Source organism: Rhizobium sp. SL42 (assembly GCF_021729845.1).
Lineage (GTDB): Bacteria > Pseudomonadota > Alphaproteobacteria > Rhizobiales > Rhizobiaceae > Allorhizobium.
On record NZ_CP063397.1, the window covers coordinates 2,041,964 to 2,066,376 of the forward strand.

Annotated in this window: 22 protein-coding genes; 9 read left to right on the top strand and 13 right to left on the bottom strand. The window is 60.4% G+C overall.

What is annotated here, in order from left to right; translation table 11 throughout:
- Positions 1-89: 89 nt before the first annotated feature.
- The 5 genes from rplI to IM739_RS09625 form a co-directional block, all read right to left on the bottom strand.
- Complete coding sequence (gene rplI, locus IM739_RS09605) at positions 90-665, bottom strand: 50S ribosomal protein L9 (protein ID WP_237367601.1); 576 nt, start codon at positions 663-665, stop codon at positions 90-92.
- Between the two features lie 23 nt (positions 666-688).
- Entirely contained in the window at positions 689-1,663 is a 975-nt protein-coding gene (locus IM739_RS09610; RefSeq protein ID WP_237367602.1) for a DUF2232 domain-containing protein, read from the bottom strand.
- 193 nt (positions 1,664-1,856) lie between these two features.
- Complete coding sequence (gene rpsR, locus IM739_RS09615) at positions 1,857-2,105, bottom strand: 30S ribosomal protein S18 (protein ID WP_028736123.1); 249 nt, start codon at positions 2,103-2,105, stop codon at positions 1,857-1,859.
- Between the two features lie 24 nt (positions 2,106-2,129).
- The gene (rpsF, locus tag IM739_RS09620; protein ID WP_237367603.1) at positions 2,130-2,591 is read right to left on the bottom strand and encodes a 30S ribosomal protein S6; all 462 of its coding nucleotides are present in this window, start codon (positions 2,589-2,591) and stop codon (positions 2,130-2,132) included.
- A gap of 319 nt (positions 2,592-2,910) precedes the next feature.
- Complete coding sequence (locus IM739_RS09625) at positions 2,911-3,951, bottom strand: aldo/keto reductase (RefSeq protein WP_237367604.1); 1,041 nt, start codon at positions 3,949-3,951, stop codon at positions 2,911-2,913.
- 219 nt (positions 3,952-4,170) lie between these two features.
- On the opposite strand from IM739_RS09625, the gene fabD reads away from it, so the two are divergent.
- The 7 genes from fabD to gmk all read left to right on the top strand — a co-directional run bounded on the left by fabD (position 4,171) and on the right by gmk (position 10,754).
- Positions 4,171-5,115, top strand: a complete 945-nt coding sequence (gene fabD / locus IM739_RS09630; RefSeq protein WP_237367605.1) for an ACP S-malonyltransferase — start codon at positions 4,171-4,173, stop codon at positions 5,113-5,115.
- A gap of 32 nt (positions 5,116-5,147) precedes the next feature.
- Positions 5,148-5,885: a 3-oxoacyl-[acyl-carrier-protein] reductase gene (gene fabG / locus IM739_RS09635; protein ID WP_237367606.1), complete on the top strand. Its 738-nt coding sequence runs from the start codon at positions 5,148-5,150 to the stop codon at positions 5,883-5,885.
- 279 nt (positions 5,886-6,164) lie between these two features.
- Positions 6,165-6,401, top strand: coding sequence for an acyl carrier protein (locus IM739_RS09640; RefSeq protein ID WP_027507378.1), 237 nt, complete (start codon positions 6,165-6,167; stop codon positions 6,399-6,401).
- Between the two features lie 116 nt (positions 6,402-6,517).
- The gene (gene fabF, locus IM739_RS09645) at positions 6,518-7,774 is read left to right on the top strand and encodes a beta-ketoacyl-ACP synthase II (RefSeq protein ID WP_237367607.1); all 1,257 of its coding nucleotides are present in this window, start codon (positions 6,518-6,520) and stop codon (positions 7,772-7,774) included.
- A 280-nt stretch (positions 7,775-8,054) separates the two neighbouring features.
- Positions 8,055-9,188: an endolytic transglycosylase MltG gene (gene mltG, locus IM739_RS09650; RefSeq protein WP_442981129.1), complete on the top strand. Its 1,134-nt coding sequence runs from the start codon at positions 8,055-8,057 to the stop codon at positions 9,186-9,188.
- 24 nt (positions 9,189-9,212) lie between these two features.
- Positions 9,213-10,103, top strand: a complete 891-nt coding sequence (locus IM739_RS09655) for a YicC/YloC family endoribonuclease (RefSeq protein WP_237367609.1) — start codon at positions 9,213-9,215, stop codon at positions 10,101-10,103.
- 3 nt (positions 10,104-10,106) lie between these two features.
- Entirely contained in the window at positions 10,107-10,754 is a 648-nt protein-coding gene (gene gmk, locus IM739_RS09660) for a guanylate kinase (RefSeq protein ID WP_237367610.1), read from the top strand.
- Between the two features lie 65 nt (positions 10,755-10,819).
- Here the strand turns inward: gmk and betC are convergent, their stop codons facing one another.
- The 7 genes from betC to IM739_RS09695 form a co-directional block, all read right to left on the bottom strand.
- Positions 10,820-12,340 carry a choline-sulfatase gene (betC, locus tag IM739_RS09665; protein ID WP_272911303.1) on the bottom strand — a complete coding sequence of 507 codons (1,521 nt, stop codon included), beginning with the start codon at positions 12,338-12,340 and terminating at the stop codon, positions 10,820-10,822.
- 316 nt (positions 12,341-12,656) lie between these two features.
- Entirely contained in the window at positions 12,657-13,484 is an 828-nt protein-coding gene (gene rsmA, locus IM739_RS09670) for a 16S rRNA (adenine(1518)-N(6)/adenine(1519)-N(6))-dimethyltransferase RsmA (RefSeq protein WP_237367611.1), read from the bottom strand.
- Positions 13,484-14,506: a 4-hydroxythreonine-4-phosphate dehydrogenase PdxA gene (gene pdxA, locus IM739_RS09675; RefSeq protein WP_237367612.1), complete on the bottom strand. Its 1,023-nt coding sequence runs from the start codon at positions 14,504-14,506 to the stop codon at positions 13,484-13,486. Before pdxA ends, rsmA begins: the two co-directional genes overlap by 1 nt.
- A gap of 18 nt (positions 14,507-14,524) precedes the next feature.
- On the bottom strand, positions 14,525-15,469 hold the full coding sequence (locus IM739_RS09680; RefSeq protein WP_237367613.1) for a SurA N-terminal domain-containing protein: 945 nt from the start codon (positions 15,467-15,469) through the stop codon (positions 14,525-14,527).
- Between the two features lie 124 nt (positions 15,470-15,593).
- Positions 15,594-17,942, bottom strand: a complete 2,349-nt coding sequence (locus tag IM739_RS09685) for an LPS-assembly protein LptD (protein ID WP_237367614.1) — start codon at positions 17,940-17,942, stop codon at positions 15,594-15,596.
- On the bottom strand, positions 17,942-19,024 hold the full coding sequence (lptG, locus tag IM739_RS09690; RefSeq protein WP_237367615.1) for an LPS export ABC transporter permease LptG: 1,083 nt from the start codon (positions 19,022-19,024) through the stop codon (positions 17,942-17,944). The genes IM739_RS09685 and lptG overlap by 1 nt, the downstream gene beginning before the upstream one ends.
- The gene (locus IM739_RS09695) at positions 19,021-20,196 is read right to left on the bottom strand and encodes an LptF/LptG family permease (protein ID WP_237367616.1); all 1,176 of its coding nucleotides are present in this window, start codon (positions 20,194-20,196) and stop codon (positions 19,021-19,023) included. The genes lptG and IM739_RS09695 overlap by 4 nt, the downstream gene beginning before the upstream one ends.
- A gap of 286 nt (positions 20,197-20,482) precedes the next feature.
- Between IM739_RS09695 and IM739_RS09700 the strand changes: the two genes are divergently transcribed.
- Together IM739_RS09700 and IM739_RS09705 are read left to right on the top strand one after the other, a co-directional pair.
- Positions 20,483-21,982: a leucyl aminopeptidase gene (locus tag IM739_RS09700; RefSeq protein ID WP_237367617.1), complete on the top strand. Its 1,500-nt coding sequence runs from the start codon at positions 20,483-20,485 to the stop codon at positions 21,980-21,982.
- A gap of 20 nt (positions 21,983-22,002) precedes the next feature.
- Positions 22,003-22,452, top strand: a complete 450-nt coding sequence (locus tag IM739_RS09705; protein WP_237367618.1) for a DNA polymerase III subunit chi — start codon at positions 22,003-22,005, stop codon at positions 22,450-22,452.
- Between the two features lie 67 nt (positions 22,453-22,519).
- Here the strand turns inward: IM739_RS09705 and abc-f are convergent, their stop codons facing one another.
- Positions 22,520-24,409, bottom strand: coding sequence for a ribosomal protection-like ABC-F family protein (abc-f, locus tag IM739_RS09710; RefSeq protein ID WP_237367619.1), 1,890 nt, complete (start codon positions 24,407-24,409; stop codon positions 22,520-22,522).
- Positions 24,410-24,413 lie beyond the last annotated feature (4 nt).

Consider the following 24,413-nt stretch of genomic DNA (forward strand, 5'->3'; position numbering starts at 1 on the left):
GAAACGCGTCGGCTCTGCTTGCTTACAAACGAAAAATGCCCGGTTCGAAGTCTCGAACCGGGCATTTTCATGCGGATAAACCGTAAGGCTTATTCGTCGTCGCCGTCGCGGTCAGCGTCCGGATCGAAGAAGTCTTCCGGACGGAGCGCGTCTTCGTCGATGCCGTAGATGGCGTCGGCCGAAGTGAGGCTTTCGCCCTTGGACTGGCGCTCGGCTTCGTCGGCCGTACGGGCAACGTTCAGTTCGATTGCCATTTCGACTTCAGCGTGGAGGTGCAGCACAACGCTGTGCAGGCCGATGGACTTGATCGGCGTGTTCAGCTCGACCTGGTTGCGGCCGATGGTGAAGCCTTCGGCAGCCAGGATCTCGACAACGTCGCGAGCAGCAACAGAACCGTAGAGCTGGCCGGTTTCGCCAGCCGAACGGACGACGATGAAGGACTTGCCTTCGAGAGCGTCGGCAACGGTCTGGGCTTCCGACTTGCGCTCGAGGTTGCGGGCTTCGAGCGTTGCACGCTCGGCTTCGAACCGGGTCTTGTTGGCAGCGTTGGCACGCAGGGCCTTGCCGAGCGGCAGCAGGTAGTTACGGGCAAAGCCGTCGCGAACCTTGACGGTTTCGCCCATCTGGCCAAGCTTGGCGATGCGTTCAAGAAGAATGACGTCCATGATCTTTTCCTTTCAGTGTTGGGTTACGGTTGGTCGTCGTGAGGGATGTCGGCCTTTGGGGCCGGCGTCAGGGCAACGGCACGGCGGGTATCCGCCAGGCCGATGATGAGAGGTATGAGAAGCGGCAGCAGCATGATCGCCGAGAGGTAGGCGAGCACGAGTACGGGCAGGCGCCAGTCTTTGCCGCGCGACCGCAAGTGTAGCGAGGCAAAGCCCGAAATCAGGAAGCCGGCGCCGAACGTGCCGCAGACGGTTGCGCCGATCATGGCCGGCACGCCACCTGCAAAGCAGGCGAGAATGCCGGCGAGGAATACGAAAACCGCATTGCGGTTCATGCGCAGCGCCGACGGGATGTCTTCGCGCGGGCGCTGGGCGCGACCCGAGGCGGAAACGATCCGCATGGCGATGTAGTACATGGTGAACAGCAGGATGACCCATGTGCCGCCCTGGATGATCGGCAGAAGCAGCAGCATCGTGCGCTTCAGCTGTTCCAGCGCCGCGGGATCCGGCAGCATGGCAGGGTCCTGCGCGCTCATCGCGGTCGTCAGGGCATCGACCAGTTGGCCGGTCAGTTCCGGGCCAAAACCGATGATGATGCCGAGAAGGATGACCGCTGCGGCCACGAAGGCGCAGAGTTGCAGCAGAATATCGGACAGCGGATACCAGGCCATCAGGTTGTCGGGGCCGCCGATTTCCGACGCCGGCCGTGCAAGGCTTGCCAGATGTGCGAGCCAGCCGGCGGGCGCTAGCGTGAACAGCGCCATGCCGATGGCGAACATCGGCGACACGCTGACTGCGCCAAGCGCTGCAGCCGTGACGATGGCGGCGATCGAGGCAAGATTGCCCCAGCCGAGACCGACGATCAGCACGGGAAGGGCGGATGCCGCATAAAGGATGGATGCAAGAGACGGCTGTGCGGTCGCGCCCAGCACCAGAAGTGCGGCGGTAATACCGGCGAGTACGCCGGTCATCAGCAATTTTCCGTCCAGTTTTTGCAATGTCGCTGTCCTGCTGGTTCAAGCAGTTAGGGGATAGTCCGGACTCAAGATGTGAAGCCGGTCCCCAACATGGGATTTCACCTGAAGGCGCTCATGTCGTGTATGAAGCATCTTCGGGCATTGGTTCCGATCCGCGCCCAACGCGGAAGGGATGATGGCCCGCCGATCCGAGATCAGCGGGCCGTCAATTCGATTAGGCTACAACGTAAGGCAGCAGGCCGAGGAAGCGGGCGCGCTTGATGGCCTGGGCCAGTTCGCGCTGCTTCTTCTGGGAAACTGCTGTGATACGCGAAGGAACGATCTTGCCGCGCTCGGAAATGTAGCGCTGCAGAAGACGAACGTCCTTGTAGTCGATCTTCGGTGCATTCGCGCCCGAGAAGGGGCAGGTCTTGCGACGACGATGGAACGGGCGGCGTGCCGGAGCAGAGGATGCATCAGCCATTGTGTTTTCTCCTGTTGCTCGAAATTACGCGCGGTCTTCGCGCGGACGACGCTCGAAGCCACCTTCGCGCGGTGCACGGTCCGGACGCGGACCACGATCGCCGAAGCCACCTTCGCGGCGCGGGCCACGGTCGTCGCCTTCGCGGCGCGGACGGTCGTCACGGTCGCGCTTCTGCATCATGGCAGACGGGCCTTCTTCGTGGGCTTCCACTGCGATGGTCATGTAACGAAGAACGTCTTCGTTGATGCGCATCTGGCGCTCCATCTCGTGGATCGCAGCACCCGGTGCTTCGATGTCCATGAGTGCGTAGTGAGCCTTGCGGTTCTTCTTGATGCGGTAGGTCAGGGACTTGAGGCCCCAGTTTTCTACACGCCCGACCTTGCCGCCGTTAGCTTCGATAACACCCTTGTAGAGTTCTACGAGGGCATCAACCTGCTGTGCGGACATATCCTGTCGGGCAAGGAGTACATGTTCGTAAAGAGCCATGATAGCTTTGCCTTTCTTGCGTTTGTCGTCACCCGGATCCGGCGCTAAGCCTCAACGACTGCTCCTGTTTGGCCAAGGCCAAGGCAAGAAAAGCTGTTGTATCGAGACGGTCGAGAGCGGAGACACGGGAGGCCGGAAAACCCTTCGGTTCCTGCGGCTCTCTTGCGAAAGCCGGCCCTCCGTTCAGCCACCAGCCATGAGACCGGGTGTTGTGAACAGCGCGGCTTATACGCGCATTTGCCGGAAAGGCAAGGGCGGCGCACAATTTTGATGGCGCCGCCGTTCGTCGCGTGTGGTCTGATTTCTTCAGCGGCCGAATTCAGATCGTTGCCGGATAGAGGCGATGGATCCTGGCGATCTCCTTGAGGATCTCGTCGGAGAGTTTCAGATCGGCAGCGCCGATGTCGGTCTTTAGCTGCTCTATCGAAGTTGCGCCGATGATGACGGAAGCCATGAACTTGCGCGTCAGGCAGAAGGCGAGTGCCATGGCTGAAGGGTCGATGCCGTGTGTCTTGGCAAGATCGACATAGGCGCGGGTCGCCGGCTCCTGGTGGGAGACGAGCCGTCCGCCGATATCGCCAAGGGTGCCGCGAGAGCCGCTTGGCTTGTGTCCGTCGAGATACTTACCCGAAAGGATGCCGCCGGCCAGCGGCGAATAGGCGAGCAGGCCGACATCCTCGTGATGCGACAACTCTGCAAGGTCGAGGTCATAGTGGCGGTAAAGCAGGTTATATTCGTTCTGTATGGTCGCGACCCGCGGCAGCCCCTGCTGCTCGGCAAGGGTCAGGAATTTCTGGGTGCCCCAGGTCGTCTCGTTCGAAAGGCCGATCGCGCGGATCTTTCCGGACTTCACGCAGGCGCCAAGCGCTTCCAGCTTCTCGCCAATCTCGTCCTCGGTGCGTGCCTTGTCCTGGGCAAAGGGGTCGTAATTCCAGGCGCCGCGAAAATGGAAGTGGCCGCGATTGGGCCAGTGGATCTGGTAGAGATCGATATAGTCCGTCTTCAACCGCGAAAGGCTGGCATCGACGGCATCCAGAATCGATTGCGCGGTGATCGGCGCGCCGCCACGGATATACTCCCGGCCGGCACCCGCCACTTTCGTCGCCAGCACCACATCCTGGCGCTTGCCGGTCTTTTCGAACCAGTTGCCGATCATCCGTTCGGTGTCGGCATAAGTCTTGGGCGATAGCGGTGTGGTGGGATAGAGTTCCGCCGTGTCGAAGAAGTTGACGCCATGTTCCAGCGCGTAATCCATCTGCGCGAAGGCTTCATCCTGGGTGTTCTGCGACCCCCAAGTCATGGTGCCAAGGCAGATCTCGGAAACATGGATATCGGTACGGCCGAGCCGGTTCATTTTCATCAGATATGCCTCGAATATGGAATGTCGCCCGAAAAGGGCCTTGGAAGGTCGCCAACAATTTAGTGGGAAATTGACGCACCGCAAGATGGCTCTTGCCCGCAAAAAGCCTGTAACCTGCTTGTGAGTTGAGCTGTCCGCGACGGGTGTTTGACCGCCGCGAGGCTTGACTCGTCGGTTGAGAATGTGAATTGGAAAGGAAAAACCCAGGGAGAAAAGCCCATGACAGTCGCATTCACCTTTCCCGGCCAGGGCAGCCAGGCCGTTGGAATGGGCAAGGATCTTGCCGATACCTATCCCGAGGCGCGCGCCGTTTTCGCGGAAGTCGACGAGGCGCTTGGCCAGAAGCTGTCCGACATCATGTGGAACGGCCCGGAAGAAACCCTGACACTGACCGCCAATGCGCAGCCGGCGCTGATGGCCGTGTCCATGGCTTTCATCCGCGTGCTCGAAGCCAAAGGCCTCGTGCTGAAGGACAAGGTCTCCTTCGTCGCCGGCCATTCGCTCGGGGAATATTCGGCGCTCTGTGCCGCCGGCACCTTCTCGATCGGCGATACCGCCCGTCTCCTTCGCATCCGCGGCAATGCCATGCAGGCTGCCGTTCCGGTGGGCGAAGGCGCGATGGCCGCGATCATCGGCCTCGAGCATGGCGATGTGCAGGCAATCTGCGTTGAAGCCTCTGCCGTTGGCCCGTGCCAGATCGCCAATGACAATGGCGGCGGCCAGCTGGTCATTTCGGGTGGCAAGGCGGCCGTCGAGAAGGCGGCGGCATTGGCAACCGAAAAGGGTGCCAAGCGCGCCATCATGCTGCCGGTATCCGCCCCTTTCCATTCGGCACTGATGGCCCCGGCCGCCGATGCCATGCGCGAGGCGCTGGCAAAGGTTCAGAAGAATGCGCCCGTCGTGCCGGTCATCGCCAACGTCTTGGCGGCTCCGGTTGCGGATGCCGGCAGGATTGCCGATCTTCTCGTCGAGCAGGTCACCGGCCAGGTCCGCTGGCGCGAGACGGTCGAATGGTTTGCCGCCAATGGCGTCACCACGCTGTATGAAATTGGCTCCGGCAAGGTCCTCTCCGGTCTTGCCCGCCGCATCGACAAGAACATTTCCGGCGTTGCCGTCAATGCGCCGGCCGATATCGATACGGCGCTTGCCGCGCTGAACGGTTGATAGAAAAATCTGGATCCATAAGGAACGTGATCATGTTTGATCTGACCGGCCGCAAGGCCCTCGTTACCGGCGCAACCGGTGGCCTCGGCGAAGAGATCGCCCGCCTGCTGCACAAGCAGGGCGCCATCGTCGGCCTGCACGGCACCCGCGTCGAGAAGCTCGAAGCGCTGGCCGCCGAACTCGGCGACCGCGTTCACATCTTCCCGGCAAACCTTTCGGACCGCGACGAAGTCAAGGCGCTGGGCGAAAAGGCTGAAGAAGTGCTCGGCGGCGTCGACATCCTCGTCAACAATGCCGGCATCACCAAGGACGGCCTCTTCGTGCGCATGTCGGACGCCGACTGGGACGCGGTTCTGGAAGTGAACCTCACCTCCGTCTTCCGCCTGACGCGGGAGCTGACGCATCCGATGATGCGCCGCCGTTATGGCCGCATCATCAACATCACCTCGATCGTCGGCGTGACCGGCAATCCGGGCCAGGCCAACTACTGCGCCTCAAAGGCCGGCATGATTGGTTTCTCCAAGTCGCTCGCCCAGGAAATCGCCACGCGCAACGTGACGGTCAACTGCGTAGCGCCGGGCTTTATCGAGAGCGCCATGACCGGCAAGCTCAACGAGAAGCAGAAAGAAGCGATCATGGGCGCGATCCCGATGAAGCGCATGGGCGCCGGATCGGACATCGCTGCGGCCGTTCTCTATCTTGCCTCCAGCGAGGCGGGCTACATGACCGGCCAGACCTTGCACGTCAACGGCGGCATGGCGATGATCTGACGCCTGAAGGTGCGCAGTTTTCGTTTGCCGAAATTGCATGTTGAGCAAGCGCGGCGGGCGAATTTCTGGCTATGCGGCGCGGGGAAACCGTGTTAAGCGGGCCATGACTGTAAACAGTCGTTCCGCTCCATGGGCCGAAGTTTATGCTTTTGTTTGCATAAACTGCTCTGGGCGGAGCAGATCAGGTTTGCTGGTGGGGTCTGAGACGATCACCGGCTAATGCAGGGCAGGGACGCCATTACGGCACCCTCTGAGATTAAGAAGGTCGAGGAAACCGACATGAGCGATATCGCAGAACGCGTGAAGAAAATTGTAATTGATCATCTCGGCGTAGACGCTGAAAAGGTTGTCGAAGGCGCGAGCTTCATCGACGATCTGGGCGCCGACTCGCTCGACACTGTCGAACTGGTCATGGCCTTCGAAGAAGAATTCGGCGTTGAAATTCCGGACGATGCAGCAGACTCGATCCTGACGGTCGGCGACGCTGTCAAGTTCATCGAGAAGGCACAGGCCTAATCGACAGACATAATGCGGGAGGGTGGTCCAGGCCACCCATCCTGCCGGGGCCCGCGACATGCGGGCCTTGCTGTATTTAAAAGACTGCGGTCAAAAGTGTGGGATGGGCTCGGACGATGAGACGTGTCGTTATCACCGGTACCGGCATGGTATCTCCTCTCGGATGCGGAACGGAACTGACTTGGGCACGCCTTCTGGCCGGCCAGAGCGGTGCGCGCCTCGTCACTGAATTTCAGGTTGATGACCTCCCGGCCAAGATTGCCTGCCGAATTCCAACCGAAGGCGAGGGTGCATACAGCCCTGACGACTGGATGGAACTGAAAGAGCAGCGCAAGGTCGATAATTTCATCATTTATGCGATCGCAGCGGCTGACATGGCGCTGAAGGATGCCGGCTGGGAGCCGAAGACCTATGACGATCAGTGCGCCACGGGCGTTCTTATCGGCTCGGGTATCGGTGGTCTCGAGGGCATCGTCGAAGCCGGTCACATCCTGCGCGACAAGGGGCCGCGTCGCCTTTCGCCGTTTTTCATTCCGGGCCGACTGATCAACCTCGCCTCGGGCCAGGTCTCGATCCGCCACAAACTACGTGGCCCGAACCATTCCGTCGTCACGGCCTGTTCGACCGGCGCGCACGCCATCGGCGATGCTGCCCGTCTGATTGCACTCGGCGATGCCGATGTCATGGTCGCCGGCGGCACGGAATCGCCGATCAGCCGCATCTCGCTGGCCGGCTTTGCCGCCTGCAAGGCGCTGTCGACCGCCCGCAACGACGACCCGACCAAGGCGTCTCGCCCCTATGACAAGGACCGCGATGGTTTCGTCATGGGCGAAGGTGCCGGCATCGTCGTGCTGGAAGACCTCGACCATGCCAAGGCGCGCGGCGCCAAGATCTATGCCGAAGTCGTCGGCTACGGTCTGTCGGGCGATGCATTCCATATCACCGCTCCATCCGAAGACGGCGACGGCGCATTCCGCTGCATGACAATGGCGCTGAAGCGCGCCGGTCTGACGGCTGGCGATATCGACTACATCAATGCCCATGGCACCTCGACCATGGCCGACACGATCGAGCTCGGCGCCGTCGAACGCCTGGTTGGCGAACACGCCTCGAAAATCTCGATGTCCTCGACCAAGTCGGCCATCGGCCATCTTCTCGGTGCCGCAGGCGCCGTCGAGGCGATCTTCTCGGCGCTGGCGATCCGTGACAATGTCGCGCCGCCGACGCTGAACCTCGACAACCCGCAGGTCGAGACTGCGATCGATCTCGTGCCGCACACGGCCCGCAAGCGCGACATCAATGTTGCCCTGTCGAATTCCTTCGGCTTCGGCGGCACGAATGCCTCGCTCGTCCTGCGCCGCTACGACGCCTGAGGCGAAAGAGGCGACGGCTGTCTACAGGCGGCCTTTGCCCATGAATGACGGGGGTGCCGGTCTTGCCCGCACCCCTTTTTTGCGGATAGAAATCTCACGCCCGCTCGACGCACCGCGTTGAGCGCTTACCCGGATTTTGCCGCATTGCTGGCTGAAAGAGCAGCGACAGCGAAACAAAGAAGGATTGCCGGTGACCGACAACAGCCAAAACGGCGGTAGCCAGAACAACGGTGTTTCCTTTGGCCGCGAGGCCGAAGCCAAGGCGACGACAAAGGGACCTATCATTCCCAAGTCGCCAAACGAGGCATTGCGCCCGGAACGCGTGCCGCAGCCGCCGCGCCGTTCGCGCAAGGCCCGCAGTCAGCTGGTGATTTTCCTCAATTTTGTCATGACGATGATCGTTTTCGTCGGCGTGGTTGCTGTTGCCGGCTTCTTCTATGTCATGGACAGCTACCAGAAGCCCGGTCCTCTAGCGACCAACACCAACTTTGTCGTGCGCAGCGGCGCAGGACTGGCTGAGATCGCCAACAATCTCGAACGCAACAACATCGTTTCGGATGCCCGCATCTATCGGTACGTGACCGCGACCTACCTGGAAGAGGGCGACACGCTCAAGGCCGGCGAATACGAGGTCAAGGCGGGCGCGTCGATGAAGGAAGTGACTGAACTGCTGCAGTCGGGCAAGTCGATCCTTTATTCTGTTTCCCTTCCGGAAGGCCTGACCGTCAAGCAGATGTTCCAGCGTCTGGCCGAAGACAATGTCCTTGAAGGCGACCTGCCGACCGAACTGCCAGCCGAAGGCAGCCTGCGGCCGGATACCTACAAATTTTCGCGCGGTACCAATCGTGCCGAGATCGTCAGCCAAATGGCAGCCGCGCAGGAGAAGTTGATCGATCAGATCTGGGAACGGCGCGATCCCGATCTTCCGGTCAAGACCAAGGAAGAGTTCATCACGCTCGCCTCGATCGTCGAGAAAGAAACCGGCAAGGATGACGAACGCGCTCATGTGGCCTCGGTCTTCATCAACCGCCTGGCCAAGGGCATGCGCCTGCAGTCGGACCCGACGATCATCTATGGTCTGTTTGGTGGTGACGGAAAGCCGGCCGATCGGCCTATCTTCCAATCGGATATCAAGAAGGAAACGCCCTACAACACCTATGTGATCAAGGGCTTGCCACCGGCGCCGATCGCCAATCCGGGCCGCGCCGCCCTTGAAGCTGTTGCGCATCCGTGGAAGACCAAGGACCTCTACTTCGTTGCGGACGGCACGGGGGGACACGTGTTTGCCGCCACGCTCGAAGAGCACAATGCCAATGTTCGTCGTTGGCGCAAGCTCGAAGCGGAGCGTGCCGCCAATCCGCCTGCAACGCTGGATGTTGCGCCGGAAGTGGATCCGCAGGCCAAGAAGAACTGACGACCGGGCAAGGGGGCACGGCCAATGATGCTGCAATCGATGACGGGTTTTGCCCGCAATGAAGGAACGACCGGGCGCTACCGCTGGGCCTGGGAGTTTCGCTCGGTCAATGGCAAGGGCCTCGATATCCGTGCGCGATTGCCCCAGGGGCTGGAGCATCTGGAGACAGAGGTCCGTCGCCTGGTCACCGAGCGTCTGACGCGCGGCAATTTGCAGGTCGGTCTGTCGCTGACCGTCAGCGAGAATCGGGTCGAAGCCGTGCTCAATCGCGATGCCCTCGACGCGGTGCTGCGGCTGCGCGACGAACTCGGCCCCGGACTGATCGATCCCGCACCGCTTCGCCTGGACACGCTTCTATCGATCCGCGGTCTTGTCGATTTGCGCGAGGCGACAGATGACGAGGCAGCGATCACCGCGCGCGACGGCGACATTGTCGCCGGGCTTGAGCGTGCCGTCGCGGCTCTCGTCGACATGCGCGCCAGTGAAGGTGACGCCTTGCGCCGCGTGCTGGAAGACCACATCACCCGGATCGAAGAGCTTGCGGTTCAGATCGAGGCCGACCCCTCCCGGCAACCGGATGAGATTGGTCGCCGGCTGGAGAACCAGTTGGCCGCCATTCTCGACAACACATCGGGCCTTGATCGCGACCGTTTGCATTCCGAGATTGCCCTGATTGCAACCAAGGCGGATTTGCGCGAAGAGATCGACCGGTTGAAGGCGCATGTGATTGCCGCGCGCGAATTGTTGGCCGCAGGCGGTCCGATTGGCCGCAAACTCGATTTCCTGGCACAAGAATTTAACCGAGAATCAAATACGATCTGTTCCAAATCAAATGCCGTTGCGGTGACCTCCGCCGGCATAGAACTCAAGGTCGTCATCGACCAGTTCCGGGAACAGGTTCAAAATCTGGAGTAGTTTATGGCCGACATTGCGCCCGCACACGTCAAGATCGCCAGGCGTGGCCTGATGCTGGTCATCTCTTCGCCGTCCGGTGCCGGGAAATCCACAATTGCCCGCACGCTGATGGACAAGGACAAGCAGATCGGCCTGTCGGTCAGTGTCACCACACGCCAGCGTCGCCAGAGTGAAATCGAGGGCGTGCACTACCAGTTCGTTTCCCAGCGGGAATTCGAGCGCTTGCGCGATTCCGACTCGCTGCTCGAATGGGCGCAGGTCCATGGAAATTTCTACGGCACCCCGCGCGAGGCCGTGGAAACGGCGATGGGCGAGGGCCGCGACATGCTTTTCGACATCGACTGGCAGGGTGCGCAGCAATTGCAGGAAAAGATGTCGGCCGATGTCGTGTCGATCTTCATCCTGCCGCCGACCATGGCCGAGCTCCAGTCACGCCTGCATCGCCGCGCAGAAGACACCGAAGAGGTCATCCAGACGCGTCTGGCAAATTCCCGGGCAGAAATCGCCCATTGGCGCGAATACGACTATGTGATCGTCAATGACGATCTGCAGTCTGCTTTCGATGCCGTGCAGTCGATCGTCAAGGCCGAACGCCTCCGCCGCGACCGCCGCCACGGCCTGTTTGATTTTGTCGAAGGCCTGATCGCCTGACAACAGGATTTGCTGCTGGGTTTCTGCCGGCACGCGGATGACATCCGGTGCCGGCCCTTTTTCGACTATTCGCCGCGCGGGAAGCGCTGGCTCTCTTCCAGTATGTTCAGATCCATGTGGTTGCGCATGTAGCGCTCGGATGCCTTTTGCAGGGGCTGGTAGTCCCATGGGAAGTAGGCACCGTTGCGAAGGGCGGCATAGACGATATGGCGCCGCGCCTGGCTTTCCCGGACTGCCGCGTCGAAGCGTGAAAGGTCGCCACGAGCCAACGCCTTTGCCTTCAATTGCGTGAAGACCTCGGCATGAGCCGGATCATCGGCCAGATTGACCAATTCCTGTGGATCGGCTTCCAGATCGACCAGGATCGGCGGATCGACGTCGCAGAGCGTCAGCTTGAATTTTCCATCCCGGATTCCGACGAGTGGGGCGATGGAGCCCTCGGCGGCATATTCCATTGGCACCGGACCACGCCCGCCCGTGGCGGTGGCCAGCGGCATCAGGTCTTCGCCGTCGGTCCACGGCGCAAGCGTCGAGATATCGATGCCGGCAAGTCCGGCAACCGTCGGCGTCACGTCGAGGGTCGAAACGGGTTGCGTCACCAGACGTGGCTCCAGACCCGGAACGCACATCATCAGCGGTACGCGGGCCGAGCCTTCGAAGAAGTTCATCTTGAACCACAACCCGCGTTCGCCGAGCATGTCGCCATGGTCCGAGACGAACAGTATCACCGTGTTGTCGGCCATGCGGGTGCGTTCGAGCACGTCGAGTATCTCGCCGATCTTGTCGTCGACATAGGAAACATTGGCGAAATAGCCCTGGCGGGCGCGTCGAACGTTCTCATCGGTGATGGCAAAGGCGGTATGATCGCATGCATCCATCAGGCGCCTGGAATGAGGATCCTGATCCTCATAGGCAATAGGACCGACCGTCGGCGCCAGTTCCGGGCAATCGTCGTAAAGGTCCCAATATTTGCGACGCGCGACATAGGGGTCGTGCGGATGGGTGAAGCTTACGGTCAAGCACCAGGGGCGATCGTCCTGCCCGCGAGAGAGATCGTAGAGCCGGCGCGTGGCATGATAGGCAACCTCGTCGTCATACTCCATCTGGTTGGTGATTTCCGCGACGCCTGCGCCGGTCACTGAGCCGAGATTGTGATACCACCAGTCGATACGTTCGCCGGGCTTGGTATAATCCGGTGTCCAGCCGAAGTCGGCCGGATAGATGTCTGTGGTCAACCGTTCCTCGAAGCCATGCAACTGGTCCGGCCCGACGAAATGCATCTTGCCGGACAGGCTCGTCTGGTAACCCGCAGCCCGCAGATGATGTGCGAACGTCGGGATGTCTGAGGCGAATTCCGCCGCATTGTCGTAAACCCGCGTGCGGCTCGGCAACTGACCGGACATGAAGGAGGCGCGGGCAGGGGCACAGAGGGGGCTTGCCGTGTAGCTGTTGGCGAAACGCACGGAACGCTTAGCCAGCGCTTTCAGATGTGGTGCGTGGAGAAATTCGGCTGGCCCGTCGGGAAAGAGCGTACCGTTGAACTGGTCCACCATCAGGATCAGGATATTTGGGCGAGATTGCACCACGTCGTTTTCCTCAAAGTCCGAGTTACAGATTGTTTGGGTTCAAGCCGGCGCGGACATCAAGATCCTTGCCGGTACCAAGCCGGAGGCGATATCCAGACCCTCCGTGAACCAGAGTATCGGGGAATATTCCACGCTTTGGGATCCGCGATCTCGCTTATCCGCGTCGTTTTCATGCTGATCTCGAACGCCGGAAGGTGGCGAAAGTTCGGGGCATCACGCTGAAATGCCGCCGTGCCGTAAATCCGGAAAGGATCGGGTACCTCTCCTGTCGAGGCGGTCCTGTTTACACGGATTTATTCCCGCGCAAGACAGCGGCTCACAGCAGATTGGCGAGCCGGCAGAATTCCTCGACGCTCAGCGTTTCAGCACGGCGTTGCGGATCGATGTCCGCTTTGGTGAGCAGCGCCTCACCGCCCACCGGCTTCAGGCTCTGCCGCAGCATCTTACGTCGCTGACCGAATGCCGCCATGGTGACTTTCTCGAGTTTGTCGGGGTCGCACGGCAACGGATTGAGACGTGGCGTCAGGTGGACCACCGTCGAGGTGACCTTGGGTGGTGGCGTGAACGCCTGTGGCGGAACGTCGAAGGCCATGTGCGATTCGGCCCGCCAACCGCAGAGCACCCCAAGTCGACCGTAGTGATTGTCGTCCTCTTTCGCGACGATCCGCTGCCCGACTTCTTTTTGGAACATCAGCGTCAGCGACTGCCAGAATGGCGGCCATTGCCGTGGCAGCAGCCAGTTGACCAGCAGTTGCGTGCCGACGTTATACGGCAGGTTTGCAATGATCTTTACCGGGCCGTCCGCCGCCATCGACTCGAAGTCGGTCTTTACCGCGTCGCCTTCGATCACCTCAAGACGGCCGGGATAGTGATCAGCCACTTCGGCCAGCGCCGGCAGACAACGCGGATCGCGCTCGACGGCGACTACCTTCTTGGCACCAAGGGCAAGGATGGCGCGCGTCAGCCCACCGGGCCCCGGGCCGACTTCGAAGACGGTGACGCCTTCCAGCGATCCGGCAGTTCGCGCTACTTTCTGCGTAAGATTGAGGTCGAGCAGAAAATTCTGGCCAAGTGCCTTGCGCGCATCCAGGCCGTGCCGGGCAATGACATCGCGAAGCGGCGGCAATCCATCGAGTGCAGCCATCAGGATTGCGCTTTCGGCAGACGGCTGATCTGGTCAGCCATCCGGATCGCCGCAACGAGACTGTGCTCGCGGGCAAGGCCAGTGCCGGCGAGGCCGAAGGCGGTGCCGTGATCCGGTGATGTGCGGACAAAGGGCAGGCCAAGCGTTACATTGACGCTGTCGTCGAAACCGAGTGCCTTTGCCGGGATCAGCGCCTGATCGTGGTACATGCAGACCGCGACGTCATAGCGCTGGCGGGCCTCGTCATGAAACATCGTGTCGGCGGGCAGGGGGCCGAAGGCATCGATACCCTCGTCGCGCAATGTCCGTATTGCCGGATGAATGATGTCGTCGTCCTCGTGTCCGATGGCACCGCCTTCACCCGCGTGCGGGTTCAGACCAGCCACCGCGAGCCGTGGCGTGGAAATGCCGAAGCGCTGTTTCAGGTCATGCGCGACAATGCGGCAAGTCTCGACGATTCCTGACTGAGTCAGCGCGTGAGGCACGTCCTTGATCGGAATGTGTATGGTAACGGGCACTGCTCGCAGCTTTGGTCCGGCCAGCATCATCACTGGCGTGACCGGATGGCCAAGATGTCTGGCCGCCAGATCGGCAAGAAATTCCGTATGACCCGGAAAACCGAAGCCTGCTTCGTAGAGCACGGATTTGGCAATCGGATTGGTAACCACGCCACGTGCCTTGCCGTCGAGGCAGAACTGTACCGCGGTCTCGATCGCGCCGATCGTGCCTTTCGCGTTGGCAACATGCGGCGATCCGGCCAGAACATCGGTGCCGATAGGCATGTGAAAGACAGGCAGAGCCGAACCGAATACCGAGGTGGCTTCGGCGACGTGAGTTTCCTGAATGGTCACATCCAGATCCAGCTGCCGCGCCCGTATGCGAAGCACATCGGCGTCGCCGATATAGATGAAAGGCGGCAGATCAAGCGCATCGCGTCGCAGCCATGCTTGCAGCGTTATATCCGGACCGATGCCTGCAGGATCACCTTGGCTCAGAGCGAGCGGAAGAAGGGCATCGGTCATATGTCGGCGTGGCCCTTCTTACTGGATGACGATCTGGGCCTTGGACCGCAGCTCTTCCAGATACTTGTCAGAATCGGGGTTTTCCCCTTCGCTTTCCTTGCCGAGGTCCTCGGCACGGAAAACAACCTCCGCCGCCACGTCGTCGGAAACCTGGCGCTGGTTGCAGATTGCTAGATATTCGACCCCGCGCTCGGTCACCCGAGTGCCGGTAGTGCCGCCGCTGGCCTTCTCGATCAGGGGCTTCCAATCCGGCGGAAGCTCAGGCTCAAGGACGCGACCGAGATCGCGGACGGACACATCCAGATAGTTCTTGGCAAACACCATGGCCTGGTCGCAACCTGGGAAGGAGGCGCGTGACTTTTCCGCTTCGGCCTTGCGCTTGCCGGCAATGCCTTTTTTCGAAGCAGGCACCACGAAGATGATCTGCTTCAGGAAATACTCGGTTGTCACAGGCTTCTGCTTCTTCTCCAGAAGACGGGTAACCAGCTCCTGGTTGGAGAGCTTGTTCTTCGAGCCAGCCGCATAGCGTGCGTTGACCAGCCGCGGCCAGCTCATCGACACCGCGATATATGCTTTGAAATGTGCCGCGCCGACGCCGGCCTGATCGAGCACACCACTGAGCTGCGCGGTGGTCATCTTGTTGGAAGCAGCAAAGCGTTCGAAAGCCGCATCGACGTCGCTCGTGCTGACCGACATGCCGACGCGTGAAATCTCCTGACGTTTCAGGGCTTCATCGACAAGCTGCTCCTTGGCCAGCTTCTGCGTGTTGCCGCCTCTGCGCTGCAGACGCAGGAATGCGGCCCGCCGCGCGACATCGCCGCTGGTGATTGCCGTCTTGTTGACAACGGCGACAACCGAAGTCGCTGCCGCTGCCGGGGCGGCGAAAAATGTGGGGCTGACACTGAGGGACAGCGCGATCACTGCGGCAAGCATGAAGCTTGTCCCTTGTTTCGCGGAAGCCATCTGTAATCCTTTCCCCGACCAGCCAAGAGCGCTGACCGGTTCAATTTCTTCATGTTGACCAAAAGACTGCCGCAGGAATTGCACAATCCATGCGGCAAAACAATGACCTCATAGAAACGATCGCCTACTCGAACGAATTGTCGCTGAGTTTGATCTCGCCGAGTGTGCGGAATACCAGTCGACCGCCGATCGTCCAGTCGCTGGCAGACGAGTCATCCGGATCGTATTTGTCGGTATAGCCGATCGACAGAACGGTGCACTCGTCGGCGTAGGAAATGCCGATGCTGCGACGATTGAACACGTCGGCGTCGATGTCATAATTCACCGAGCCATAGACAGACCAGAACTCGTTGATCTTGACCGAAGCCGACGAACTGATCGCCTGGTTTTCCTCATCGAAGCCGTATTCCGGCTGTGCGTCGAGCTGTGTGAATGTGAGGCTCGTCTGCAGCCGATCCGATGTGTAAGCGGCAGTTGCATCGGTGCGGCGCAGTTCCAGCGTCTTTTCGTCGAGACGCACGCTGGTGCTGAGCGACACGCCGAAGGGAAGATCGACGCCGGCCATGGCCACGTAGTCGGAGGCATCGGTTTCAAGGCCTGAATCCGAGCCGACGGCGACGAGGTCTTCCGTTGCAAACGAGTTTACCCCGCCTAGATGGAAGGATTGGCCCAGGATGCCGCGCAGGCCCACGCCGTTGTCGAAGCTGCCGGTGTAGCGGATGCCGAGGTTGGCACGGGAGCCGCCTTCGACGCGGTCATAGCCGGTAAATTTGTCACGCTCGAACAGGTTGGCCGCATCAAAGACGAAGCTCTGCGCGTCTTCATTGGGCAGTTCGCCAGCCATTTGCTCGTCGTTGCGCACGTAAATCTGCGCGATCGGCTCGAAGATATGACTGCTGTTATTGGTCGTGATCAGCCACGGATAGCGAGCCTCAAGCCCCGCCGTCAGCATGTAGCGTGTCGCGGCATCGTCGGTGGTGTAGTTGCCGGTATAGCCAACCGGCGCATCCATCGACAGGCCGAACGCGTCGCCACGCGCTGCAAGCAATGGCGTCAGCTGCAGGCCGCCCGGCGCACTGAACGTCCGCTCCCATTCCGCTTCGGCCGAAAGCCGGGTGGAGTTGCCCTTCAGGCCACGAAAACGCGTGAAATCACCAATGCCGTCGCCATTCGTATCGATCAGCGCTTCGTCACCATCGAAGCGCGAGAGCGAGGTAAAATTCAACGTGCCGGACAATTGTCCGCCAGCGACAGGCTCAGGCGAGTAATAGTTGTAGTCGATCGTCGGCAGGACGACCGCCTGCTGCTTTTCAGCCGTGTCGTTGACGTCGGCATCCTGCACGTCGAAATAATAGCCACGCATGTCAAAGAAGTTGCGCTCGCCGCGGCCTGTTAGGAATGCGGTGTTCGTGTGCGTGGACTGATTGAGACCGTCAAGAGAATAGGTCCGGGCAAAGTTGTTGTCACTTTGCAGCATCACGTCCCAGCCGAAAGACCAGCGGGGATTAATCCTGAACGCCCCTTTTGACGCCACAAGACCACGCACATCGCGGTTTGCGTCGCTTGTATTGCTGGTAAAGCGGTCCGGGTTCATCTGGTCGATGCCGGCAAGCCGCAGATTGGCCTCGCCCTTTTCAAACCGCTGGCGCAGTTCTACTTCGAGCAATGCGCCCTGTTCGGTGTAACCGGTCGTCGTGATGGTGGCGTCGCGATCCGGCGCGATGGCGATGTAGTAGGGAACCGCGATGCCGAAACCGAGGTTCTCGGAGGTCCGCATTTCGGGGAAAAGGAAGCCGGTCTTGCGCTTGACGGTATTGTCCGGCACTTCGATGAATGGCAGCGTGGCCAGAGAATAGCCAAACAGCTCAAACCGGGCCTTTTCCAGCCGCACGGTATGCTTCTTGCCGTCCTGGACAACGCGTTCGGCCTTGACCTGCCAAAGCGGTGGGCGTTCCGGGTTCTCCGCGCAGGGCAGGCAGGCCGTGTAGACGCCCTTGTGCAGGATCATCTGCGTGCCGCCGACGCGTTCGGCGCTTTCGCCGACCACGCGGGTATTGTCCGACGTCTCGATCCGCAACGCCTTGATGAAGCCGTCGGAGAAGTTGTCGGTGACGTCGAGCGATTCGGCGTAGATCCGGTTGCCGGTGGGTTCGATCAGTTCGATGTTTCCGGAAGCGGTGACGCGTCCGGTCTTCTGGTCATAGTCCACGCGGCGGGCAACCATCTGGTAGCCCGCATAATTGATCTGCACGGCGCCGGTGGCGGAAACCCGCTCGGCATCCTTGTCATAAATGAGTTCGTTGGCGGCAAGCAGGAGCTTGGCGTCTTCGGGAAGATTGGAAGTCAATGCGGAGGTCTGGCTCGCGTCCTGTGCAAAAGCGAATTGCCCTGCAGGCGGAAACGCACACACAGCAACGCTCGTCAGCAGGGCTACGGTGAGCCTTCTGATATTCCCGCGGTCTTTTACCGCCACTAACCATCCTCCTTGTGAAGCAGAATCGTTGCTCCCAATGCCATCGCTACGATAACTGGTACCCAGGTCGCAACATATGGCGGCATCACGCCGCTGCTTCCGAATGCTTTTACGAGCACTGTTGCAACATAAAGCACGAAGCCTGAAACGATTCCACCCAGAATCACGGAGCGGGATTGGTTAAACCGGCTGAACTTTATGGACACGGTTGCGGCGATCAGGGTCATTGCAACGAGAAGAAAGGGCATGGAGAGCAGGGAATGAAACTGCGTTTCCAGTGCCTGTGTGGGGACTCCGAATGAGCGAGCCACTCGGATTTTCTGAAAAAGATCATAAAAAGCAACAGTTTCCGGTTGTGCCAAACGCTCCTGGATGAAATCCTTTTGCAGGTTTGTAGCAACCTGGGCTGTTGCGAGCCTTTTCTGTATCTCGCCGGGACGGGTCTCCAGGACATCGTTAAGAAGCCAGTAACCATCTTTCAAGTTCGCTGTGCGTGCGTCCTGCCGCAGCGCAATTCGCCCCTCGGAATCGAAGTGGATGAGAACCGCATCGACGAGCTGCGTTCCGCCCTCCAGAACCGTGCGGGCACCCATGGCGACGTCGGTATCGCCGCTGATCTGACGCAGCCAGGGCACGGACACAGTTGTGGTGCGATTGGAGCCTTCGCGCCATTCCGCCTCGAGCGACAGAGCCTTGCTCTGGCCATAGGCGGCGAGCGGATTGATCAGCAACGTGGTGGCAAGACCGATCAGGAATGCGCCGAACAGGAACGGCATCATGAACTGCCAGGCAGAGATGCCTGCCGCGCGCGCGACGACAAGTTCCGACTTCCGGTTCAGTGCAATCAGGGTGGTCATGCCGACGAACAGACCGATGAACGGGACCGTCTGCTGGATGATCAGCGGCAGTCGCAAGGCGGTCAACAGAAGCGTGCCGGTCACCGAAGCGCCGGGCAGCGAGCCAAAACGTCCCGACGACTCGGTAAAATCGATGAGAAAGACCAGGGACGTGACGCCGATAAAGAACCAGAAGGCGGTCATCATGTAGCGGCGGAAGAAGTAACGGCCGAGTGTCCGGATCATGCGGCACCCCCGGTGCTCGAGCTTTCATCCTGCGGCGTCAGCTTGCGAAGCCGCATCTGAACGCGGGTCAGCATGTTTGCAACCGGTTTCGGCAAACTCAGGCGTTTGCCACTGTAGAGCGCCCAGCCCGACAGGATAATCGCCGACAGCGGAACAACGTAGATAAGCGGCGTGGTCGCGCTTGCCTGTTCCGCAAGCGAAACGGTGTAGTTGGAAAGCCAGAAGAGGCCGAGCGTCAAAAGCAGCGAGGCAGCCATCGGGTGCAATCGTGCTTCGCGATGTGACCGCGCATCACCGCAAATGACGAGAGAGATCAACGCAAACGCAAGCGGAAACAGCCACACGCTCATGCGTCGATGAAGCTCGGCGTGGTATTTCCCGGGGCGCTCCTTGTACTGCGGATCATTCGGGTCGGGATTGAGGAGGAATGCGAGATTTCTGTCGCCAGAATTCAAACGCGCCTGTCCACGGTTGCTGGAGAGCTCGGAGAGGTCGAAGGAATAGGAATCGAAGCGGATGACCGTGACATTGCCTTCGACGGTCTTTCGCTGGACTTCGCCGTCGCGCATCAGAAGCGCCTGGCCGTTTTCCTCCACCGCGCCTTCGCGCGCATAGTAGATGAATGCCGATGCCGGGTCGCGGGAATCGGCGACCAGAAGCCCCTTCAGGATGCGCCCCTGGCGCTCGGAGATCTGAATGTAGAGCCCTTCATCCAGTCGGCGGAAGGATTTCTCCTCAATCACGGTGGACAACAGGTCGGCATAGGCGGCCGCGATCATTTCGCGCACATTCACCCGCATTTTCGGCTCGACGAAATTGATCATCGCGAAGGAAAAGACGCTGAGGACGACCGCCATGGTGATGATCGGCCGCAGGATGGTTCCCCGCGCGGCACCTGCCGCATCGATAACCGCAAGTTCGGAATCATTGTTCATGGCCGTCAGCGTCTGCGTGATGCCGATCACCAGGGCAAACGGCAGCACGGCGGACACGATCGTCGGCAGGATCAACGTCGCAAGCGTCATGAACGATCCGACCGACTGACCGCTGTCTGTCACCAGATTGATGCGCGCCAGGACCTGAGTCGTCCAAATGATCGCCAGCACCGGCAGCAAGGCGGTGAGGAACATCTGCACGACACGTCGCAGGATATAGAGTTCAAGAAGCTTCATGCGGTTTCCTGAAGACGAACCGGGAGGCCCGTCTGCGATTTAGGAGCTTGTCTCTACGACGCTTGCGGCCATTTGGCGACCGCGAACAGGATTTTTTCCCCCTTCATGTTCCGTTTTTTTTTAACAGCGTGATTTCCACGACGCAGTGCCTGCAAAATCCGCCGGTCTCGAAGCAAGATCAGACGGGGATACAGCCACTTACGGTCCGGCATGGCCTTGCCTTCGCGGCTGAAAAGGCGATGATCGCGACACGTCTAACAGCCCTATCCAGGCCAGGGGAAACACCATGTCTGCAAAGCTCACAATCGTCTTCAACAAGTCTCACGCCGTCAGCGGCGGCGTTGCAATCTTGCTCAAGACTACGGAAGCCGAGATGCCGGCAGGTATCGCGGATGCGGATCCTGCCGGCGTGTATGCGCGCGCCGCCAAGGTCGGGAAGTTTGCCGGAAAGTCCATGGCGACACTCGATATGGTCGCGCCGCACGGTTCTGATGCCGACCGGTTGGTGGTGATCGGTCTCGGCAAGGCCGAGGCGCTGACCGGCCATGACTGGCTTCGCGCCGGCGGTGTCGCAACGGCGGCGATGAAGGGTGCCGAAAAGGTCACGGTCTATCTCGATGTGCCGGGTCTTGCCGTGTCGCCTAAGGCCGCCGCCGATTTCGCCCTTGGCATGCTGCTGCGCGCCTATAAGTTCGACAACTACAAGACCACCAAGAAGTCTGACGACGATGACGGCAAGGCGAATGAAAAGACCATCAAGGTCACCATCGTCACGGCCGATGCCGGTGCAGCAAAGAAGGCATTTGCCGAAGCCGAAGCGGTTGCCGAGGGCGTGAACCTGGCCCGGAACCTGGTCAATGAGCCTGCAAATGTTCTTGGCCCGCTGGAATTTGCAGCAAAGGCAAAGGAACTGGAGAACCTCGGCGTCGAGATCGAGATCCTGACCGAAAAGGAAATGAAGAAGCTCGGCATGGGCGCGCTGCTCGGCGTGGCCCAGGGCTCCGTACGTCCGCCGCGTCTCGTCATCATGAAATGGAATGGCGGCAAGGCCAAGGACAAGCCGATCGCCTTTATTGGCAAGGGCGTTGTCTTCGATACCGGCGGCATCTCGATCAAGCCTGCTGGCGGCATGGAAGACATGAAGGGCGACATGGGCGGCGCCGCCGCCGTGACGGGCCTCATGCACACGCTCGCCGCCCGCAAGGCGAAAGCCAATGTCATCGGCATCATCGGCCTTGTGGAAAACATGCCCGACGGCAATGCGCAGCGTCCGGGCGACATTGTCACCTCGATGTCCGGCCAGACGATTGAGGTGATCAATACCGATGCCGAAGGCCGTCTCGTTCTCTGCGATGCGCTCTGGTATTGCAACGAACGTTTCGCCCCGGAGTTCATGATCAATCTCGCGACGCTGACCGGCGCTATCCTGGTGGCGCTCGGCAATCTCCATGCCGGTCTGTTCTGCAATGACGACGAACTGGCGGAAAACCTTTTGTCTGCCGGTCTCACCACCAAGGAGCGGCTATGGCGCATGCCGCTTGGCAAGGACTATGACAAGCTGATCGATTCGAAATTCGCCGACATGAAGAACACCGGCGGCCGTCATGCAGGTTCGATCACCGCTGCCCAGTTCCTCAAGCGCTTCGTCAAGGATACGCCGTGGGCGCATCTCGACATTGCCGGCACGGCCATGGGCTCGCCATCGGACGAGATCAATCAGTCCTGGGGCTCCGGCTTCGGCGTGCGCCTGCTCGACGAGCTGGTTCGCGCCAACTACGAAGCCTGAGATCGGAAGGGGCAGGGCATTTGGCTGAGATACTTTTCTACCACCTGACGGAATCCAAGCTGGAGGATGCGCTGCCGCCATTGCTGGAGAAGAGCATCGAGCGCGGCTGGAGGGTCACCGTCCAGACCAGCGACGAGGACCTGCGCGATGCACTCGATCAGCATCTGTGGGTTTACCGGGAAGACAGTTTCCTGCCGCATGGCACCGATGACGGAGAGTCCCCGGACAGCCAGCCGATCCTGCTGACCGTGCTTCCTGACAATATCAACAACGCGACTGTACGCTTCATGGTCGACGGCGCAGAGCCGCCGCCGGTCCTCGATTATGATCGTGTCGTGTTTGTCTTCGACGGTTATGATCAGCCGCAGCTGGAGGCGGCGCGCGGCCAGTGGAAGCGCCTCAAGGGCGAAGGGCACGCATTGACCTATTGGCAGCAGACGACGGAAGGTCGCTGGGAAAAGAAGGCTTGAAGCCTTCGGTTTTCGTTCACCTCGATCGTGGTGACGGTGACAGCTGTGAACGTGGGCAAGCCGGCAGTTAGCCGGCCATGCCGTCCTCATATTCGGCGGACAGTTCCAGCCATTGTTCTTCCGCCGCGTTCAGCTTGGCTGCCGCCTCGCCACGCTGTCTGGCCTTCTCGGCAGCCTTGGCCGGAGATTTTTCATAGAGCAGGGGATCCGCAAGCTCTGCGTCAAGCGCCTGAATCAACGTCTCCAGTTTCTTCGTTACCGACTCGATTTCGTTGATCTTTTTCTTCAACGGCGCGAGGCTGGCACGCCTGTCTGCGGCAGCCTTGCGCTGCTCTGCCTTGTTGACCTGCTCGGCACCGACGTCCGTCTTTTCCTTCTCGGCAGACTTCTTGCCCGACAAGACGATCAGGCTGCGGTATTCTTCCATGTCGCCGTCGAAGCTGGTGACGGTTCCGTTGTTGACCAGCCACAAACGGTCGACGGTCGCCTCGATCAGATGGCGATCGTGGCTGATCAGGATGACCGCGCCCTCGTAGTCGTTCAGCGCTTCGATCAGCGCCTTGCGGCTGTCGATGTCGAGATGGTTAGTCGGCTCGTCGAGGATCAGCAGATTGGGCGCATGGAACGCCGCAAGCCCCATCAGCAGGCGCGCCTTTTCACCACCCGACAGGTCCTTGGCGGGCGTCGCCATCTTTTCCGTCAGCAGGCCCATCTGCGCGACGCGGGCACGAACCTTGGCTTCCGGTTCGGTCGGCATCAACCGCCGCACATGCTCGACCGGCGTCTGGTCCGGGATCAGGTCGTCCAGTTGGTGCTGGGCGAAAAAGCCGATCTTCAGGGAAGGTGCGAGCTTCAGTTCGCCTGCCTGGGCCTGCAGACGGCCCGAGATGAACTTGGCGAAGGTCGACTTGCCGTTGCCGTTCGAGCCGAGCAGCGCGATGCGGTCATCATTGTCGATCCTGAGATTGATGTTCTTCAGGATCGGCTTGCCGGGCTCATAGCCGACCACGCCGCCTGCAATGGCGATGATCGGGGAGGCGGGCTGCTTTTCCGGGGCCGGGAAGTTGATCGGCTGGACATGATCCTCGATAACGGCCGCAACCGTGCCCATGCGTTCCAGCGCCTTGACGCGGCTCTGCGCCTGCTTGGCCTTTGTCGCCTTGGCCTTGAAGCGGTCGATGAAGCTCTGCAGATGCTTGCGCGCCGCATCGTTCTTGACCTTGGCCTTGGTCTGCAACTCGTCGTTTTCAGCCTTCTGCCGCTCGAACTGGTCATAGCCGCCGCGATAGAAGGTCAATTTCTTCTGGTCAAGATGCACGATCGCATTGACCGCCGTGTTCAGCAGATCCCTGTCATGGCTGATGATGATGACCGTATGCGGATAGCGCCGCACATAGTCTTCCAGCCACATCGAACCTTCCAGGTCAAGATAGTTGGTCGGCTCGTCGAGCAGCAGCAGGTCGGGTTCGGAAAACAGCACGCCTGCAAGTGCGACGCGCATGCGCCAGCCGCCGGAAAAGGACGAGGCCGGGCGCTGCTGTGCCGCGTGGTCGAAGCCCAGACCCGACAGGATCGTGGCGGCACGCGCTTCCGCCGAATGGGCACCGATATCGGCAAGCCGCGTCTGTATTTCGGCGATCCGGTGCGCATCGGTCGCATGTTCGGCTTCCGCGAGAAGGGCGGCCCGCTCCTTGTCGGCAGACAGCACGATCGAGATCAGCGATTCTTCGGTGCCCGGCGCTTCCTGTGCCACCTGACCGATGCGCGCATTTCTCGGGATCGAGATATTGCCGGTTTCGGCTGACAGGTCGCCTGTGATGATTTTGAACAGCGTCGATTTTCCAGCGCCATTCTTGCCGACGAGACCGGCCTTTGTGCCGGCGGGCAACGAGACGGTGGCATGGTCGATGAGCAGGCGCCCGGCGATGCGGGCAGAGATGTCGTTGATCGTGATCATGGCG